Below are 17,435 nucleotides of genomic sequence, written 5' to 3'. Positions count from 1 at the left end.
AACTAGTATCTTTTCTTTCCTCGGTTACGATAATTCTTCTTACCGCCGCTAGAGTGCTGTTTTTTCTTCTTTCCTCTCATCAAATTTGATGCGTCAGTAAGATCTTCACTGCTACCAATCAGATTGATCTTTCCATTGCTCAATTCAAACAAATGATCAAATATCACGCTATCTTCAACAGTATCTTTGTTCCAGTTGAGATAACATTTTTTCATATGATTGGCTATCGTATATACCAAAGCGGTTTTAAGATCTCCTTCTTCCCAGCTGTTTGCGACATCAATCATTCTTTTAATATTATTTCCGTAGAAACGATATTTTGGAAAGTTTTGAGGATATTCTAACGGTTCTGGACGTTCCTGAAGCTTTTCCTTTGTTAAAATTGGAAATGGAGCATCTACATCCAGTTTAAAATCACTCATGATGACCAATTGATCCCATAGCTTATGCTGAAATTCTGGTACATCGCGTAAGTGCGGTTGAAGATTTCCCATAACCGCGATAATTGATTTTGCAACTTTATTCCTTTCATCTCTATCTTCAATCGTTACTGCATGATTAATCATTTTCTGTAAATGACGCCCATACTCCGGAATAATGAGCTTTTCGCGCTCAGTATTGTATTCTAAATTATTAATATCCATAAATTGTAAATAAACAGTGAAGTTATCCTCTTCCTATCGTGAAGCAAAAATAATTCGTTCCGCAAAATACTAAAATAAAATAAGTATGCTACTTTAAAAACGCAAAATAAAAGAGGATATTACTATCTTCTTGAACAAAAGATCTAATGATTTTTAGGTTATAAAGAAATGACTCCCTCTACCTTTTCAGCAACCTCTTTGTATTTAAGAATAACCTGATCCGGATTTTTCATCCTTACATTTATGGAAACACTAGTGTATTTACCATTCTTAGATTGTTTGGTACTGATCACTGCTCCCAAATTATCAAAAATAGCTTCAATTTGCTGAATTTTATCATCTTCTGTAGGAACAATAAACTTGTACAAATATGTAGTTGGCCATAATGCTGTATCGGCCAATTGCGCTTTTAATTTTTTATAAAATTCTTCAGAATCTTTCATATTCTTATCCTAAGCAAAATTTTGGCCAAAGATAAGGTTTAAGATTTACATTACCGAAGCAGGTAAACTAATTATTTCCCTCTGGAAAATGTCTTGCTATCATTTCGTTATACTGTATCTTAGTATCTATATCTACGCTTATAGCAGATGCATCAACAACTGCTAAAGCACCCTTGTATTTCTTTATAATCTTTCGAGCACCAAAATCCTTGCTCAACTCCTGCAATTCTTTAAAAATGTTGTTAGAAAAAATAGCTGGCACACCGTATAATCCTTCGAAACTAGATGCTACGATTTTATGTTTCTGCTGCTCAAAAACTTGTATCAAGGATGTCAAGTGTTTGGCATCTATTAAAGGTTGATCTGCTAACGAAATCAAAACACCATCACAAGATGAATTTTCCTGTAAAATAACAGTAATTGCCTTGCTTATTGAAGAACCCATACCAGATTCCCAATCAGGATTATGAATAATAGCAATAGGTAAGTGACTTATTTTTTGATAAATCGAATCGTAATGAGCACCCAAAACAACATAAGTTTTATTATTGTTTACGGCTAATGATTGCGCAATAGCATGTTCAATAAGTGTGGAGGAACCCCAGGGTAATAGTTGTTTCGGCTCTCCCATTCTTGTAGAAGCTCCAGCAGCAAGAATGACATGAATAATGCCGTTCTCAGATTTAGATAGCATCTAGTTTTTTTCTTTTAGGATCATCATGTATGGCTCCTTTTTTGGCTTGTAAAGGTATTGGTTCCTGATTTCTGATTACTGAAAGAATCTCTGCAATAATAGAAATTGCAATTTCTTGTGGTGTTTCTGCTCCAAGATTTAATCCCGCAGGTCCATGAATGATTTCCATAAATTCATCATCCAGATCTGGGAAATATTCTATCAAGGCCGATAACAGTTTTTCTCTACGCCTGGCTGGTCCAAGTAAACCGATATAGGCCACTTGTAGATCCTTTAACTTTTGCAAATACAACAAATCCTTGGCAAAATTGTGAGTCATCAACACTATTGCCGTTTGTAGATCCGGATGTGCTATTTCTAGTGAATCCGGTGCCAAAGGTTGTATTTTTGTAGCTCCTGGGAAATCAGACAGCTCTTTTGGAGCGTTGGGAGAACAAATCACCTCGATTTCCCACCCGGTTGCATTAGCGAGTGTACACAAGGCTTCCGCATCATGTTCTGCCCCAATAATAACTAACCGGAAACAAGGAAGCATTTCTCTTTCAAAACTCTCATATTCATCTTCCTGAAGAACAGAAATTACTTCTTCTGGAGATTGATAAAAACTAAACTTCTCTCCATTATGAAAAGTAAGGATTGATCTCATAAAAGAGCCTTGAGTAATCTCTTTTGAGAAAATAGAATTGATCTGAAACGGAATTCTGGAAAAAAGATGTTGTTCTATGGATTGCAATCCATTATTGTCAATATCAAAAGGCTCAATAAGAATATACAGCAATCCTTCACAACCCAAACGGTATTTACCGTCATAAGTCATTACTTTGGGAACATGTGTATCAAAAACAGATTGAGATTGTCTCAAAACCTCCTTCTCCACACATCCTCCACTCACTGCTCCAACGGTTTTCCCGTTTTTCAGGATAAGCATTCCTACTCCAGGTCTACGATATGATGAACCTTCTACATCTACTACCGTAGCCATAACAGCAGGAATGCCTTTCTGTTTCGCAATTTGATATGACTGAATAATTTCTTTAAACTCGTGTGTCATAAATAGACTATCCTAGCGGCGCTTTTACATTCATATGTTTTACAAAAGGCTGCTTGTACAAACGTATTCCTTTTGCGGCTTTTATGGCATTTGCTACTGCTGCTCCTGCAGGAGGTAACGCAGGTTCTCCTAAACCTGTAGGTGCAATATCGTTTTGGATAAAATGCGTTTCTACTACCGGAGTTTCATTCATACGTATTAAACGATATGCATTGAAGTTTTTGGCATCTGGTGCTCCATCCGTAAAAGAAAAATCTCCATACATGGCATGACCAATACCATCTAGTACTCCTCCTTCTATTTGATTTTTTGCTCCCAAAGGATTCACTACAATTCCACAGTCTACCACACAGGTTACTTTTTTGACTACAGGAACATCATTTTCTAAAACCACATCTGCCACTTCTGCTACGTGAGTGTTATGACAATAATAGGCACTAAATCCCTGGTAAACGCCTTCTTGGGCCTTACCCCATCCTGATTTATCTACAGCTACTTTAATTACATTTTCGAGACGTTCTGGAGAGTATTGGATTCTATCATCTGTAGTCCCCTTTACATTTTGAAGTAAATCTAATCTAAGTTGAATTCGATCTACCTCTAAAATTTCCGCTATTTCGTCAAAGAAGCTCTGCTCTGCAAATGATAAGAAATTGGTGTACGGTGCACGCCAAGCTCCTGTAGTTATCTTACTTTGATAATTAGCTACGTCTACCTGATAATTATCAACGGCTCCTGCCGGAAAGAAATTAGGAATAAGACCATACATATTAGAGTTGATAGAAGCTTCTTTAAGGTGATATCCTGTGATCTTACCATCTTTGATAGAAGCACTAATTCTATATTTTATGGCTGGACGATAAATCCCTGCACTCATATCATCTTCTCTAGAGTACACTACTTTTACTGGTTTTTGAGCGAGTTTAGAAATTTCAGCAGCTTCTAAGGCAAAGTCTCCATACAATCGTCTTCCAAAACCTCCTCCCATACGAGTCATTTCTACAGAAACCTGCTCTGGATCTCTCTCCAACAATTCTGCAACTCTTCTGGCGGTACCCGCTGGAGTTTGTATAGGTCCTACCAAACGTACTTTATCTGCGGTTACGTCCGCAAAAAAGTTCATTGGCTCCATACAGTTATGTGGTAAGAAAGGAGACTCATAGGTTCTCTCTATTACCTGATCTGCTTCTGCAAATGCTTTTTTCACATCTCCATCAGCTCTCATGGTATTGAATTCCTTACCATTCAATAAGTCTGTAAGGATTTTATCATGTCCTTCGGTGCTTTCTAGCTTCGCGTCAGACTCCCAATTGGCAGTTAGCGCCTTTTTACCTTTCATCGCGGTCCAAGTATTGTTAGCCAACACGGCAATCTTATCTCCAAATTTAATCACATCCTGAACTCCAGGAATAGCTTTGGCTCCTGATGCATCAAAATCTTTCAAAGTTTTCCCAAAAGAAGGAGGTCGTAATACCACTGCATACATCATACCCTCTTCTTTGTAATCCAATCCGAAGAGCGGTTTCCCGGTAATAATGTTATCAATATCTACATTTTGAGCATCTTTCCCGATAATATTAAAATCCTTTGGATCTTTTAGGGTTACATTCTCAGGAACAGGAAGTGCAGCAGCTTGCTTTACTACTTCTCCATATCCTAGTTTATCCCCGTTAGCATTGGTAATTACTCCATTATCTGTAGTACATGTTGAAGGATCTACACCCCATTGTGCCGCAGCAGCATTGATCAACATTTGTCGGGCTGTTGCTCCTGTTTGTCGTAAAGGTTCCCAACCTAATCGTAAAGATTGACTCCCTCCTGCTACCTGGCGGGTAAAATTTTTGGTATCCAGTGCTCCCTGAACTACATGTACGTTATCCCAGGCTACATCCAGCTCTTCTGCAATAAGCATTGGCATCGATGTTTTTACTCCCTGTCCTATTTCAGGATTAGGAGAAAAGATAGTTACCATACCATTATCGGCTATTTTGATAAACGCATTAAAGTCGTTAAAGTTCAATTGCGACACATCAACGGGCGGAGTAGCCTCAGGTTTACATGCTTGAAATAAGTTAAACCCAATTAACATTCCTCCCCCAGCTAATGCTGAGGTTTTTATAAATGATCTTCTGCTAAAAGAAGATGATACGATTTGTTTCATTGTTGTTGGTTTTATTGGGTTAGCTCATTTTACTTGCAGCCTGCTCTACGGCTCTCTCGATTCTATTGTATGATGCGCATCTACAGATATTACCACTCATAGCATCTCTAATTTCCGATTTGGAAGGATTCTTATTTTCATTAAGAAAGGCTGTAGCAGACATAATTTGTCCTGCCTGGCAATATCCACATTGTGGTACATCCACTTCTTTCCATGCCTGTTGTACAGGATGTGAACCGTCTTCAGAAATCCCTTCGATCGTAGTAATTTCCATTTCTTCAACATTAGATACCTGTAGTAGGCAACTTCTTGTTGCGGATCCGTCAACGTGCACAGTGCAAGCACCACATTGACCAATACCGCAGCCAAACTTGGTTCCTACCATGTTTAAATGATCTCTAAGCACCCAAAGTAGTGGTGTATCCTGATCGGCCTCTACGGAATGAGACTTTCCATTAATTTTTAGATTGTAAACCGGCATGTGTTTTAATTTTAGTGTTAGTTTTTAACTAGTCTAAATAAAGCTATTTAGGAACAATAGCATTTGAAGGTAGTAAAAAATAATCTTGAGAAATTCAACTTTAACAGACCTTTATAGTTCTGTTAATAGTATTTTCATATTCCTTTTATAATTCCGAAATTTGTATCAAAATCATTCCTTTGATAAAGAAAAGAATAGTTATTACAGGAGCGCCCGGTACAGGTAAAACCTCTATCATTTTAAAACTGGAAGCATCTCATTTTTTTTGTTTTCATGAAGTTATTCGAGCGATGACTCAAGAAGCTAAACTAACCAACGGATCGGATAGTATCGTTTCTAATCCCATTGTATCAGTTTCTGATCCTTACCAATTCAATACAACCATACTTAATGCCAGAATAAAGCAATTTGTTGATGCAGACGACAAGGAGGACAAGGTTTTATTTTATGACAGGGGTATCCCCGACGTTCTCGCTTACATGGATTATTTTGGGCAATCGTATGAGGATCATTTTATCAATGAAAGTAAAAAATATGTATACGATCATATATTTATACTGCCTCCGTGGAAAGAAATCTATGTGACCGACGGAGAGCGCTTCGAAACTTTCGAACAAGCACAAGACATTCATCATCATTTAGTAAATACCTATACCGAATTAGGTTATAATTGTATAGAAGTTCCTTTTGGAACAGTCGAGGAACGCAACAATTTTATTCTTAACACCATAAAATTAGATTGACAGCATCTCCGTTACAAATACTACAAAAACATTGGAATCACAATGGTTTTAGGCCACTTCAGGAAGATATTGTTGATGCTATTCTCGAAGGCCAGGATACTTTTGTACAACTCCCAACTGGTGGAGGAAAATCCATTTGTTTTCAAGTACCTGCACTTATAAAAGAAGGAATCTGTGTGGTCATATCTCCCCTGGTAGCATTGATGCAGGATCAGGTCAAAGGACTTCAAAGTAAAGGCATTAAAGCTTTAGCCCTTCCTAGCGGAATCAAATATACAGAACTAGATACTTTACTGGATAATTGTATTTATGGTAACTATAAGTTTCTCTACTTATCTCCAGAACGTTTGCAACAGGACATTGTAAAGGAACGGCTAAAACAAATGAACATCAATCTTATTGCGATTGATGAAGCACATTGTATTTCAGAATGGGGTAACGACTTTAGGCCTACTTACCGAAAAATTGCAGTATTAAGAACCCTGCACCCTACTGTTCCCATGGTTGCCTTAACCGCTTCTGCAACAGAACGTGTTCGGGAAGACATTATCAAAGAATTGGATCTTTTTCAGCCAAAAATTTTTAAACAGTCTTTTTACAGATCCAACCTGGCCTATCACGTTATTCATGTCAATGACAAGATATTTCGTTTAAAACAAATTTTGGATCAATATCCTGGTTCTTCGATTGTATATGTAAGAAATCGTAAATCTGCTGTTGAATTGAGTGAATTGCTACATCGATCGGGTTATACCGCCTCTCATTATCACGGCGGTGTTTCGAATGAGCAAAAGACTCAGCGATTTGACCAATGGATGAAAGAAGATATTAGAGTTATGGTGGCTACCAATGCATTTGGGATGGGTATTGACAAATCAAATGTTCGCACCGTTATACATTATACACTTCCGGAAAGCATTGAAAGTTATTTCCAAGAAGCTGGAAGAGCGGGTAGAGATGGTGAACCTTCCTACGCTTTTGTTCTAAAAAGTGATAATGATGCTAATCGTCTATACAATCAATTCATCAAGGTACTTCCTAATACCGAAACTGTAAAAACAGTATATCGCAAACTGTGCAACTACTTTCAGATCCCGTATGGAGAAGGTGAACAAAGTTCGCATCAATTCGAATTCAATACCTTCTGTAAAACGTATGATTTAAATACCTTAACCACCTACAACACGCTTCAACTACTGGATCGCTGTGGTGTGCTACGTTTTATGCAACGTTTTACAAAAAAAAGCAACCTGTTTATCACTACCACCGGAAATCATTTGCTGGATTATCTGGATAACCATCCGGATTGTGAGTTAACTATGAAAGCCATACTACGCACCTATGGTGGAATTTTTGACGAAGAAGTGGAAATCAATATTCCTTTTATTGCTTCAAAAATTGAAAAACCAGAGCAAGAGGTTGTTTCTGTGCTACAAAAACTAAAAGAAGTCGGGTTATTAGAGTTCAATTACAAACGTTCTGATGCCGAAATCATTTTTTTAGTTCCAAGAGAGGATGAAAGAACCATACATCGAATACAACCCTATATTACCGCTCAAAATACTTCTAAGACAAAAAAGGTAGAAGCTATAATTCGATATACCGAAAACGAGTCGACGTGCAAAAGCAATTTACTTTTACATTATTTTGGAGAAGAAACTTCTACGAATTGTGGAATTTGTAGTTATTGCACGAGGCTGAAACAAGGGCAACAAAAATATGATCACCACAAAATACAGGAACATATTATAAGGTTATTACAAGAAAAACAATTATCTTCAAGGGAATTGACCGCTACCCTTGAATATCCTGAACAACTTCTTCTGAAGATATTAAAAGAAATGAATCAACATCAGATCATTAAGATCAATGATAATAATAAGTATCAACTAGTATAAAATAATGAGAGCATTACGAATCGTATTTATGGGGACTCCTGATTTTGCTGTCGAGACTCTAAAACAGATTATAGCCAACAATCACGAAGTGGTTGGTGTTATTACGGCGCCAGACAGACCTGCAGGTAGAGGAAGAAAACTTAAAGCTTCTGCAGTAAAAGAATATGCCCTATCAAAACATCTAAAAGTATTACAACCTACCAATTTAAAAGACGAAACATTTTTAGAAGAGTTAAAAGCACTAAACGCAAATCTCAATATTGTGGTAGCGTTTCGCATGCTACCTAAATTAGTATGGGATATGCCCGAATACGGTGCTTTTAATCTACATGCTTCCTTGCTTCCCGATTATAGGGGTGCAGCACCGATCAATTGGGCTATTATTAACGGAGAGGAGAAAACTGGAATTACTACATTTTTTATTGATGAAAAAATAGATACAGGCCAGATTATCCTCCAGGAAGAAGTAGCAATAGACCAAAATGATACTGCGGGTACACTACATGATAAGTTAATGATTCAAGGAGCCCAATTGGTTGAGAAAACAATTCAGCTCATTAAAAATGACAATGTACATCTTATAGCACAACCCAAAGAAGAACGATTTAAAACTGCCTACAAACTTAATCGAGAAAATACCAAAATCGATTGGCGCCAAGATTTAGGTATCATACATAATCTTATTCGTGGTTTATCTCCTTACCCATCTGCATGGTCTGAAATGCATAATAATGGAAAAACTGAAAATGTAAAAATATATGGAGTAAGCCCCATAGCAGAACCTCATCATTTTGATATTGGAAAAATCATTGTTGAAGACTCAAAAATTAAAGTAGCTGTTCGAGATGGATATATTTTAATTGACAAAATTCAACTTCCAGGAAAGAAGGCTATGGAGGCCAAAGCCCTTTTAAATGGGTATAATTTCTTTAGGGATGCCCGAATGGTATAAGGCTCACATGAAATTAGCAATAAAAAAACTACAAAAATTTAACGTGTTTATTAACAATCACCTTGAGTTATCAACAAATCCTTGTATTTACTGGGCTAATCCTTGCATGAATGATAAATCCGTATAAATTTGTAGAGCGTTTAACATAAAGATTGGTTTAACCAACAATTAATTTAAAAACAGAATTATGAACAAAACAGAATTAATCGATGCAATGGCAGCTGACGCCGGAATCTCTAAAGCAGCGGCTAAAAAAGCTTTAGAATCTTTCTTAGGAAGCGTAGGAAAAACTCTTAAAGAAGGAGGACGTGTTTCTTTAGTTGGTTTTGGATCTTGGTCAGTTTCTAAAAGAGCTGCAAGAGAAGGTAGAAATCCACAGACTGGAAAAACTATCAAAATCGCTGCTAAAAACGTTGTGAAGTTTAAGGCTGGTGCTGATTTATCAAACTCAGTAAACTAATCAGTTAGTTTCGATATTATTAAAAAAGCTCCCTATTCTAGGGAGCTTTTTTTTATGCTTTCCCATAAAAAGGCCCCACTAGGCTTTGATTATTAGAAATAATTATTTAGCTTTAAGTGATAAAGAAAGCCAGCGCATGATATCACTCCAACCATCAAAAGGACATCTTTTAGTTGCAGAGCCTTCTATAATCGGTGATGTTTCTTTCAATCGTTCTGTTGTTTTACTTGCTGATCATAGTGAACAAGGTTCGATCGGTTTTATAATGAATAAACCCCTTGAATATCTTCTTTCTGATTTGGTTCCAGAAATCGAATCTGATTTTAAAATTTACAATGGTGGACCTGTCGAACAGGATAATTTATATTTTATTCACAAAATACCTGATCTAATTCCTAATAGTGTTGAAATCTCTGGTGGTATCTACTGGGGAGGAGACTTTACAGTAGTTTCTCAATTGATTTCCGAAAACAGAATTACACCGCAAGAAATACGATTTTTCCTGGGGTATTCAGGTTGGGGATCCCAGCAACTTAATCAAGAACTTGAAGCCAACTCTTGGGTTATTGTTGAAAACGATTATCAAAAGAATATCTTTGGAAAATCCTATGACACCTTCTGGAAAGAAAAGATGATCGAACTTGGTGGTGAATATATGTTATGGTCTAATGCACCAGAGAATCCTACCTATAACTAGGCTCCTAGTCTAATTCTAGAATTTAAAATACCCAATAATCGTTTACTGGTAGTGGTAGTATATTCCTTTTTTCTAAAGTTGGTGATAGGAGTAATTCCTGAAATCACATTAGTGATAAACAACTCGTCCGCTTTTTGCAATTCAAATGGAGAAATAGACCCTTCTTCTACTACATAATCTTCCAGTTTTTCGAGGATCCGTAACAGTTGAGTTCTTAAAATTCCTTTCAAACAACCGTCCTCTAATGGTGGTGTTTTTATAGTATTTCCTTTCACCAAAAACAAATTCCCATTAGTTGCTTCAATAACCATCTTATTAGAATTGAGTAATAAGCAATTGTCAAATCCATTTTCTTTAGCAAAAATACCTGCTAATACATTGGTAATTTTGTTAGTCGTTTTAAGGGTAGATATCAGATCTGCCACAACATAATGATCTTTGAAAAGAGTAACTTCGTTTTTTTCTTCAGAGAGTGTATAAAAACTCGTTTCTAGTTTTGAAGTCGAAATGATATAATTCACCTCATTATTTGTAGGTGTATACAACCCATCGGCGTCTCTATATACTGTAATTTTAATCCTAGCCGAAACCTCGTTAAGACCATCAGCTTCGATCAAATCTTTAATTTCTTTTTCTAAGAACTCTGGAGTAAATTTCATTGGGATCTGCATGCGTAAAATCCGCATCGAAGCCATTAACCTAAAATAATGGTCTTCCCAGAATAAAATATCCCCAGAATTAACTCTTATCGTTTCGAATAACGCATCACCGTAAGCAAATCCGCGATTTGCAATTGGTAAAAGAGCTTCATTATCTTTTACCAAATTTCCATTATTATTTACCATAAAGAAATCCCATAAATACTATCTTTTATGGGCACTGCAAATTTATATAAAAAAAGAAGTTTATGCCGATCCTAGCACATGTTTAAGATTACTAATCATATTATCCCAAAGCATCTTATTCTCATCTAGTTCGTCACTGTCAGAATAATCAGTAACCATCAAAGATACATCTTTGGTAATTTCGTCTACTTGAATACGCAATTCAAAAAAATAATCGTTTCCTTCTTCCTCATCTTCTACCCATCTAAATTTAATTCTTTCACCACTTTTACGGCTTAAGAGCTTGGCTTCTTCTTCAGAATCATCCCAAATAAAAGTAAACAGCTCTCCTCTGGAATTTACATTATCAGCAAACCATTCGGAAAGCCCAGAAGGAGTTGAAATATATTGATATAGTAATTGTGGCGAAGATTGTACCACAAATTCAAGTTCATATTTAGTTTTCTCAGACATAATCATTAATTGTTGATAAGCCAATATATAGATTAATTGTCGACTTTAAAAGTACAATGAAAAAAAAAATTAAATATGAATTATTGTTTGCGTCAATGCATTTTGTTTTTATATTTGCACCCGCGTTTGAGTTACTAGCGTAGTTCTGTAAAAAGGATACGAATCAAACTCAGACTAATATAGTAATCATGGCGAGGTAGCTCAGCTGGTTAGAGCGTCGGATTCATAACCCGGAGGTCGCGAGTTCAAGTCTCGCTCTCGCTACAAAAAAAGGTTGTCTAAAGACAACCTTTTTTATTTACATTTCCTATAATTTTCTATACTACATAAGGCATATAAAGCCCTATAATTCCACTAACCTGTTAATAGATTAGTATTCTGTAATTTAGCTCTCATCCTTCTAAGGATTTCTTCAGTTCACAATCGTATTCATCTATTTTAATAGATCTTTCAACTCGTCAAAATTTATTTCTTGTTGAGTTCCTGACAGCATATCTTTTACGGTGTAGGTTTCCTTTTCTATTTCTGAAGTTCCTACCAAAATCACATAAGGAATTGCTCTTTTATTGGCGTACCCCATTTGCTTTTTCATTTTTGAACTATCTGGGTATAACTCGGCAACGATTCCTTCAGTTCTTAACTTGATAATTGTTTTTGCACAATACAACGCTTCTTTATCCCCAAAATTGATAAATAACGCTTTGGTTGATAGTGCTACGGTTTCAGGAAAGAGTCCTAATTCTTCAAGCACCAAATAAATTCTATCCAAACCAAAAGATATCCCTACTCCACTTACATTTTTCAATCCAAAAATACCTGTAAGGTCATCATACCTTCCACCGCCACCGATGGATCCCATTTTTACCTCTTTTGGCGCTGCTACTTCAAAAATAGCTCCTGTATAATAATTTAACCCTCTTGCCAAAGTTACATCCAGATCCAAATTCGCTGTTTGCAGCGATACTTCACTAATTGTGCTAGTAATAAACTCTAATTCCTCTACACCCTTCGTTCCTTCCTCAGAAGAAGCTAGCAAAGTTTTAAGCTTGGCTATTTTTTCAGTGGTACTTCCTTCAAAACTGAATAATGGTTTCACCTTTTCTATCGCATCATCAGAGATCCCTTTTTCTCTCATCTCCTTTTTCACACCATCTTCACCGATTTTATCTAGTTTATCCAATGCCACCGTAAAATCAATCAACTTATCACTAGCACCTATCACCTCGGCTATCCCAGAAAGGATCTTCCTATTATTGATTTTGATCGTAACCCCTTGCAAATTCAACTTAGTGAATACGTTATCATACAATTGGATCAAATCTATCTCTTGCCAAAGCGATGTACTACCTACCACATCGGCATCGCACTGATAAAACTCTCTAAATCTTCCTTTTTGAGGGCGATCCGCTCTCCATACCGGTTGAATCTGATAACGTTTAAACGGAAAGTCAATCTCATTTTGATGTTGTACCACATATCGCGCAAAAGGTACTGTAAGATCGTATCGTAAAGCTTTTTCACTAATCTTTGCTGTCATTTTAGTACTATCCTTAGCCTGATACAAGGTATCATCTACTTTTTTCAAATAATCACCGCTATTTAGGATTTTAAAAATAAGTCGATCTCCTTCCTCTCCATATTTCCCCATCAAGGTTTCACTGTTTTCAAAACTAGGAGTTTCTATGGGTTGGAAGCCAAACAACTTAAATTGTTCTTTGATTGTATCCATAATATATCCTCTTTTTGCCACCTCGATAGGTGAAAAATCTCTTGTTCCCTTGGGTATAGAAGGTTTTTGTGCCATTTGCTTTGTTCAAATTCAAGACGATTGAATTCGTCTGTTTTAAGGTTGCAAATATCTAAAAAAGACACAAAATTTGAAGACAAATATGTATAAGACTTTCTTCAAATCATAAATTTTGTTTTTTTGGAGTAACTTTAAAGAGGTTTTGTAGTCTTATAGAGCAAACCGGTTAATTGTATACTTATGTTTTCACTGTTTAGAGAGAATGTCAGAATCGCAATGGATTCTATTCGAGGTCAGGTACTGCGCACTGTTCTTACTATTCTAATTATTGCCATAGGGATCACTGCCCTTGTTGGTATTTTGACATTTTTGGGAGCTTTGGAAAAGACCATTACCGGGGATTTTGCCTCCATGGGCTCAAATACTTTTAATATACAGCGATACGAATTTAACACCAGAAACAATCGAAATCGGGAAAAAGTCAATCCTATAATCAGTTATAGAAACGTAAAACAATTTGTCGATAAGTTTGAATTCCCTTATACCAAAACGTCTTTATATTTTACGGGTACACGAAATGCTGAAGTGCGTTTTGAAAGTGAAAAAACAGATCCAGAAGTGGCGGTATTAGGGGTTAACGAAAATTATCTTGAAAACTCTGGTACCGAGGTTGAAAAAGGAAGAAACTTCACCTTTTTTGACATCGAAAATAACAATCATGTTTGTTTAATTGGTTCGGATTTCAAAAAGAGTTTGTTCAAAAACACAGATCCTATTGGTAAAACGATTAGTATTCGTGGAGCAAAATTTAAGATTATAGGTTTATTAGAAAGTAAAGGAGCTACCTTCAGAAACAATCAAGATTTACGAGTGCTTATTCCTATTCAAACTGCAAGATCAATTTATACCTTGCCCAATATCAATTACAACATCAGCGTAAAAGTTAATGACAAACAATATTTAGAAGGCGCTCAGGATGAAGCTATTATCACTTTTAGAAATGTGAGAGGGTTGAATCCCATAGAAGAAAACAATTTTGGGCTTGAGCGTAGTGATGATCTAATCAACCGTATAGCTAGCATTACCTCTTATCTATACATAGCCGCATGGATCATTAGTATTATAACCATCTTTGGTTCTTCGATCGCACTAATGAATATCATGTTGGTGTCCGTGACCGAACGCACTAGAGAAATAGGGGTTAGAAAAGCTTTAGGAGCCAAAAAACACACTATTTCTGGTCAGTTCTTCCTGGAAACAGTAATCATAGGCCAACTTGGAGGAGTAATTGGTATAGTACTAGGAATCCTTGTAGGAAGCCTTGCTGCAAATTTATCCAATTTTCAGTTTTCTGTACCTTGGCTTGCCATGTTTGCCGCTGTGGTTACTTCATTTTTAACTGCTGTTGTCTCCGGTTTGTATCCTGCCATAAAAGCTGCTAAGCAAGATCCTATAGAATCATTACGATATGAGTAGTTCTTAGTTTCTCCATTAATCAAAATTTCGGCCTCCTTCAAACTTCTTAGAAAGAAGTAATATATTATTAGGGTAACAATAAGAAAGATCACGACACTTACTATTGTAAGTGTATCAATCGGATTTTATATACTATAAACAGTATTAGTATTTTAGTAAAAAAACGAATGCATCTTATATTTTGAAAGGAACTAAAATTCAATTGGTAAATTGTTAAAATTATATTAAATTTGCCAACCCAAACTTAAAACCTGCATTGAAACCTAAACTACTTATCCTCTTTTTTGGTATAACTCTATTTTCCTGGGCGCAAAACCTTGAACAAATCGGAAAGGTACCGCTCTTAAGGTATAATGGAGGAATTTCTGCAAACGGTGTTTTTTATGACGGCACAGCCAACAGAGATCCTTTTACATATTTCGTAAATGGTAATCTTAATTTTAACATTAGTGGTGTTTATAGCATTCCTCTTTCTTTTTCATATACAAATCAGGATTTTGGTTATAGTACACCGTTTAAAATAAATCGTTTAAGTATTCATCCATCCTACAAATGGGTTGCTACTCATATAGGAGATGTAGCCATGACCTTTTCTCCTTATACACTAAGCGGACATCAATTTACTGGAGGTGGAGTCGATTTAACTCCAACTGGCCCCTTTAAATTAAGTTTGCTATATGGTAGGTTTCTAAAAGCAACAGAATATAATGAAGAAGTTCCTGAAGCTATTCCCGCCTACGAAAGGTTTGGATATGGGTTTAAAACTTCTTATGATTTTCGAAAATTTTCATTAGGCTTGATTTTTTTCTCGGCAAAAGACGATGAAGAATCCTTACAAAATCCTGTTCCTATTGAATTAGAATTAACTCCAAAAGAAAACGCAGTAGCAAGTGTAGAAACAAATTTCAAATTGTTTGAAAAAGCACAACTCCGTTTCGAATACGCTATATCTGGAATTACCGAAGACACACAAATTACAGAAGCAAAACCATCAAATGGCGTATTATCTTTCCTACTTGACGAAAATCTATCTACAAATTACTATGATGCCTTTAACGCGCAATTAGACTACCCAGCAGGTAACGGAACTGTTGGTGTGGGTTATGAACGTATTGACCCGGATTATAGAACTTTTGGAGCCTACTATTTCAATAACGATCTGGAGAACATTACTTTAAACGCTTCTCAAACCATATTTAATAACAAAGTAAATATAGCCATCAATGCTGGTCTCCAAAGTGATAATTTGGATAATACAAAAAGTTCAGAATTACAGCGAGTTGTGAGCGCTGTGAATGTTAATTACACGGCCTCAGATAAGCTAAACATTACTGCGGGATATTCAAATTTTCAATCATTTACCAATATCAGAGACCAATTTGATTTCATTAATGAAGTAAATCAACTGGATAATGTAGACACCCTAAATTATCGCCAGGTATCACAAAACGCCAATCTTGGAATCAACTATACCTTAAAGAAAACCGAAAGTAAACAACAAAATCTGAATTTCAATCTCACCTATCAAAATTCTAACAACCAACAAGGTGGAGAAACCGTTGAAAATGGTCTAACGAGATTCTATAATGCGGCTTCGGCTTATGTATTGGGTTTTCCCGAAAACTCTCTTAGCTTTTCTTTTGCAGCTAATGCTTCTTACAATACGGTTGGAGATACTGATAATCTTACTTTGGGACCAACATTTACTGCGACCAAATCATTCTTTGACAAAAAACTAAGAGCAAATTTTTCAAGTTCTTATAACACAGCCTATACAGATGGACAAAAACAGAACGACATTTTTAATTTTAGGTTGGGTGGCAGCTATTCTATCTACGAAAGTCATAACTTAAACCTAAATATCCTCTCCCTTTTTAGAAGCACGGATACTGATAATAATAACGACTTTACGGCCACCTTTGGGTATAGTTATACTTTTGACAATCTTAAATTTAAATTCAAAAAAAGGAATCAAAAACTCCTTAACGATACAGACTTAGCAAAACTCGGAAGAGTACAATTCAGATATCGATCAACCACTTATAGCGGAACAATTGCCGAAGTTACAGAGCAACTTACCAATGTAAAAAATAGCTCCAGATTTCAGAATATCCCAAAAGAAAAGCAAGGCTCAATAGATTTTCTATTTGCAGAGCTGAAAAAACAGACAAAATCTGAAACTTATAAAGAAAAAGCTCTAGAGTTTTTGGATGCTTTATATAGCTATGAAGATTTCCTAAAACAATACGATAACATTCTTACTGAAGTGATCACTAATCTTAAAGAGGATATGCAATTTCTGGATTTCAAGCTGGAAAGAAGCTTCGTAAAAACCAAAATAAAGCGAGACAATCTTAAAGAAGAGACCCCTAATAATAAAGTAGAGATTGAAAAATTAAATACAGAGCTGCAGAACAGACAAGAAAAATTGGTAGGGCATCGATGGATGAAAAAAATATTTGATAAATATAATGCAATTGAAGCGGTAAAAAATCCTGATAGTTTTATGCAAGCCTTTAAGAAAAAAGAGGCTGACAAGGTGTTTAGGATGTATGAAAAAGAGAAAGACGTTGAGAAAATTACCGTATATTTAGAATCCCAAATTATTGATTTCTACTACCGTAGATCGTTAAAGGAAACAAATCCCGAAAAAATCGAACTTAGGTATATAGATAAAATGTAATAATCAA

At 35.9% G+C, this 17,435-nt stretch carries 16 protein-coding genes and 1 tRNA gene; 8 read left to right on the top strand and 9 right to left on the bottom strand.

Annotation, left to right across the window (positions count from 1 at the left end):
• Window positions 1-2 precede the first annotated feature (2 nt).
• The 6 genes from ACXAGJ_RS00115 to ACXAGJ_RS00090 form a co-directional block, all read right to left on the bottom strand.
• Window positions 3-644, bottom strand: a complete 642-nt coding sequence (locus ACXAGJ_RS00115) for a DUF4290 domain-containing protein (RefSeq protein WP_474836004.1) — start codon at window positions 642-644, stop codon at window positions 3-5.
• A 158-nt stretch (window positions 645-802) separates the two neighbouring features.
• Window positions 803-1,087, bottom strand: a complete 285-nt coding sequence (locus ACXAGJ_RS00110; RefSeq protein WP_073312725.1) for a DUF493 family protein — start codon at window positions 1,085-1,087, stop codon at window positions 803-805.
• Between the two features lie 67 nt (window positions 1,088-1,154).
• Window positions 1,155-1,781: a nucleotidyltransferase family protein gene (locus ACXAGJ_RS00105; RefSeq protein WP_474836002.1), complete on the bottom strand. Its 627-nt coding sequence runs from the start codon at window positions 1,779-1,781 to the stop codon at window positions 1,155-1,157.
• Window positions 1,771-2,832, bottom strand: coding sequence for an XdhC family protein (locus ACXAGJ_RS00100; protein ID WP_474836000.1), 1,062 nt, complete (start codon window positions 2,830-2,832; stop codon window positions 1,771-1,773). The genes ACXAGJ_RS00105 and ACXAGJ_RS00100 overlap by 11 nt, the downstream gene beginning before the upstream one ends.
• A gap of 7 nt (window positions 2,833-2,839) precedes the next feature.
• Entirely contained in the window at window positions 2,840-4,993 is a 2,154-nt protein-coding gene (locus ACXAGJ_RS00095; RefSeq protein WP_474835998.1) for a xanthine dehydrogenase family protein molybdopterin-binding subunit, read from the bottom strand.
• 19 nt (window positions 4,994-5,012) lie between these two features.
• Window positions 5,013-5,474: a (2Fe-2S)-binding protein gene (locus ACXAGJ_RS00090; protein ID WP_073312718.1), complete on the bottom strand. Its 462-nt coding sequence runs from the start codon at window positions 5,472-5,474 to the stop codon at window positions 5,013-5,015.
• Window positions 5,475-5,653: 179 nt separating this feature from the next.
• Here ACXAGJ_RS00090 and ACXAGJ_RS00085 point away from each other — a divergent pair, with 179 nt between their 5' ends.
• From ACXAGJ_RS00085 to ACXAGJ_RS00065, 5 genes are all read left to right on the top strand, one after another.
• Complete coding sequence (locus ACXAGJ_RS00085; RefSeq protein WP_474835996.1) at window positions 5,654-6,217, top strand: AAA family ATPase; 564 nt, start codon at window positions 5,654-5,656, stop codon at window positions 6,215-6,217.
• The gene (locus ACXAGJ_RS00080) at window positions 6,214-8,115 is read left to right on the top strand and encodes a RecQ family ATP-dependent DNA helicase (RefSeq protein WP_474835994.1); all 1,902 of its coding nucleotides are present in this window, start codon (window positions 6,214-6,216) and stop codon (window positions 8,113-8,115) included. The genes ACXAGJ_RS00085 and ACXAGJ_RS00080 overlap by 4 nt, the downstream gene beginning before the upstream one ends.
• 4 nt (window positions 8,116-8,119) lie before the next feature.
• Complete coding sequence (fmt, locus tag ACXAGJ_RS00075; protein WP_474835992.1) at window positions 8,120-9,067, top strand: methionyl-tRNA formyltransferase; 948 nt, start codon at window positions 8,120-8,122, stop codon at window positions 9,065-9,067.
• Window positions 9,068-9,254: 187 nt separating this feature from the next.
• On the top strand, window positions 9,255-9,527 hold the full coding sequence (locus ACXAGJ_RS00070; RefSeq protein ID WP_474835990.1) for an HU family DNA-binding protein: 273 nt from the start codon (window positions 9,255-9,257) through the stop codon (window positions 9,525-9,527).
• 136 nt (window positions 9,528-9,663) lie between these two features.
• On the top strand, window positions 9,664-10,224 hold the full coding sequence (locus ACXAGJ_RS00065) for a YqgE/AlgH family protein (RefSeq protein WP_073314385.1): 561 nt from the start codon (window positions 9,664-9,666) through the stop codon (window positions 10,222-10,224).
• Here ACXAGJ_RS00065 and ACXAGJ_RS00060 read toward each other — a convergent pair.
• Window positions 10,221-11,069: an aminotransferase class IV gene (locus tag ACXAGJ_RS00060; RefSeq protein WP_474835987.1), complete on the bottom strand. Its 849-nt coding sequence runs from the start codon at window positions 11,067-11,069 to the stop codon at window positions 10,221-10,223. The genes ACXAGJ_RS00065 and ACXAGJ_RS00060 overlap by 4 nt on opposite strands.
• A gap of 60 nt (window positions 11,070-11,129) precedes the next feature.
• On the bottom strand, window positions 11,130-11,522 hold the full coding sequence (locus tag ACXAGJ_RS00055) for an START-like domain-containing protein (RefSeq protein WP_073312706.1): 393 nt from the start codon (window positions 11,520-11,522) through the stop codon (window positions 11,130-11,132).
• Between the two features lie 190 nt (window positions 11,523-11,712).
• Between ACXAGJ_RS00055 and ACXAGJ_RS00050 the strand changes: the two genes are divergently transcribed.
• Window positions 11,713-11,786 (top strand) — tRNA-Met (locus ACXAGJ_RS00050).
• A gap of 169 nt (window positions 11,787-11,955) precedes the next feature.
• On the opposite strand, the gene hisS is transcribed toward ACXAGJ_RS00050, so the two are convergent.
• The gene (hisS, locus tag ACXAGJ_RS00045) at window positions 11,956-13,326 is read right to left on the bottom strand and encodes a histidine--tRNA ligase (protein ID WP_474835985.1); all 1,371 of its coding nucleotides are present in this window, start codon (window positions 13,324-13,326) and stop codon (window positions 11,956-11,958) included.
• 183 nt (window positions 13,327-13,509) lie between these two features.
• Between hisS and ACXAGJ_RS00040 the strand changes: the two genes are divergently transcribed.
• Together ACXAGJ_RS00040 and ACXAGJ_RS00035 are read left to right on the top strand one after the other, a co-directional pair.
• The gene (locus tag ACXAGJ_RS00040; protein ID WP_474835983.1) at window positions 13,510-14,745 is read left to right on the top strand and encodes an ABC transporter permease; all 1,236 of its coding nucleotides are present in this window, start codon (window positions 13,510-13,512) and stop codon (window positions 14,743-14,745) included.
• A 256-nt stretch (window positions 14,746-15,001) separates the two neighbouring features.
• On the top strand, window positions 15,002-17,428 hold the full coding sequence (locus tag ACXAGJ_RS00035; protein WP_474835981.1) for a TonB-dependent receptor: 2,427 nt from the start codon (window positions 15,002-15,004) through the stop codon (window positions 17,426-17,428).
• Window positions 17,429-17,435 lie beyond the last annotated feature (7 nt).

The sequence above is a fragment of the Aquimarina sp. AWH4_224 genome (genome assembly GCF_056160245.1).
The sequence above is the reverse complement of the archived record's forward strand: the minus strand, read 5'-3'. Positions and strand labels throughout refer to the sequence as shown.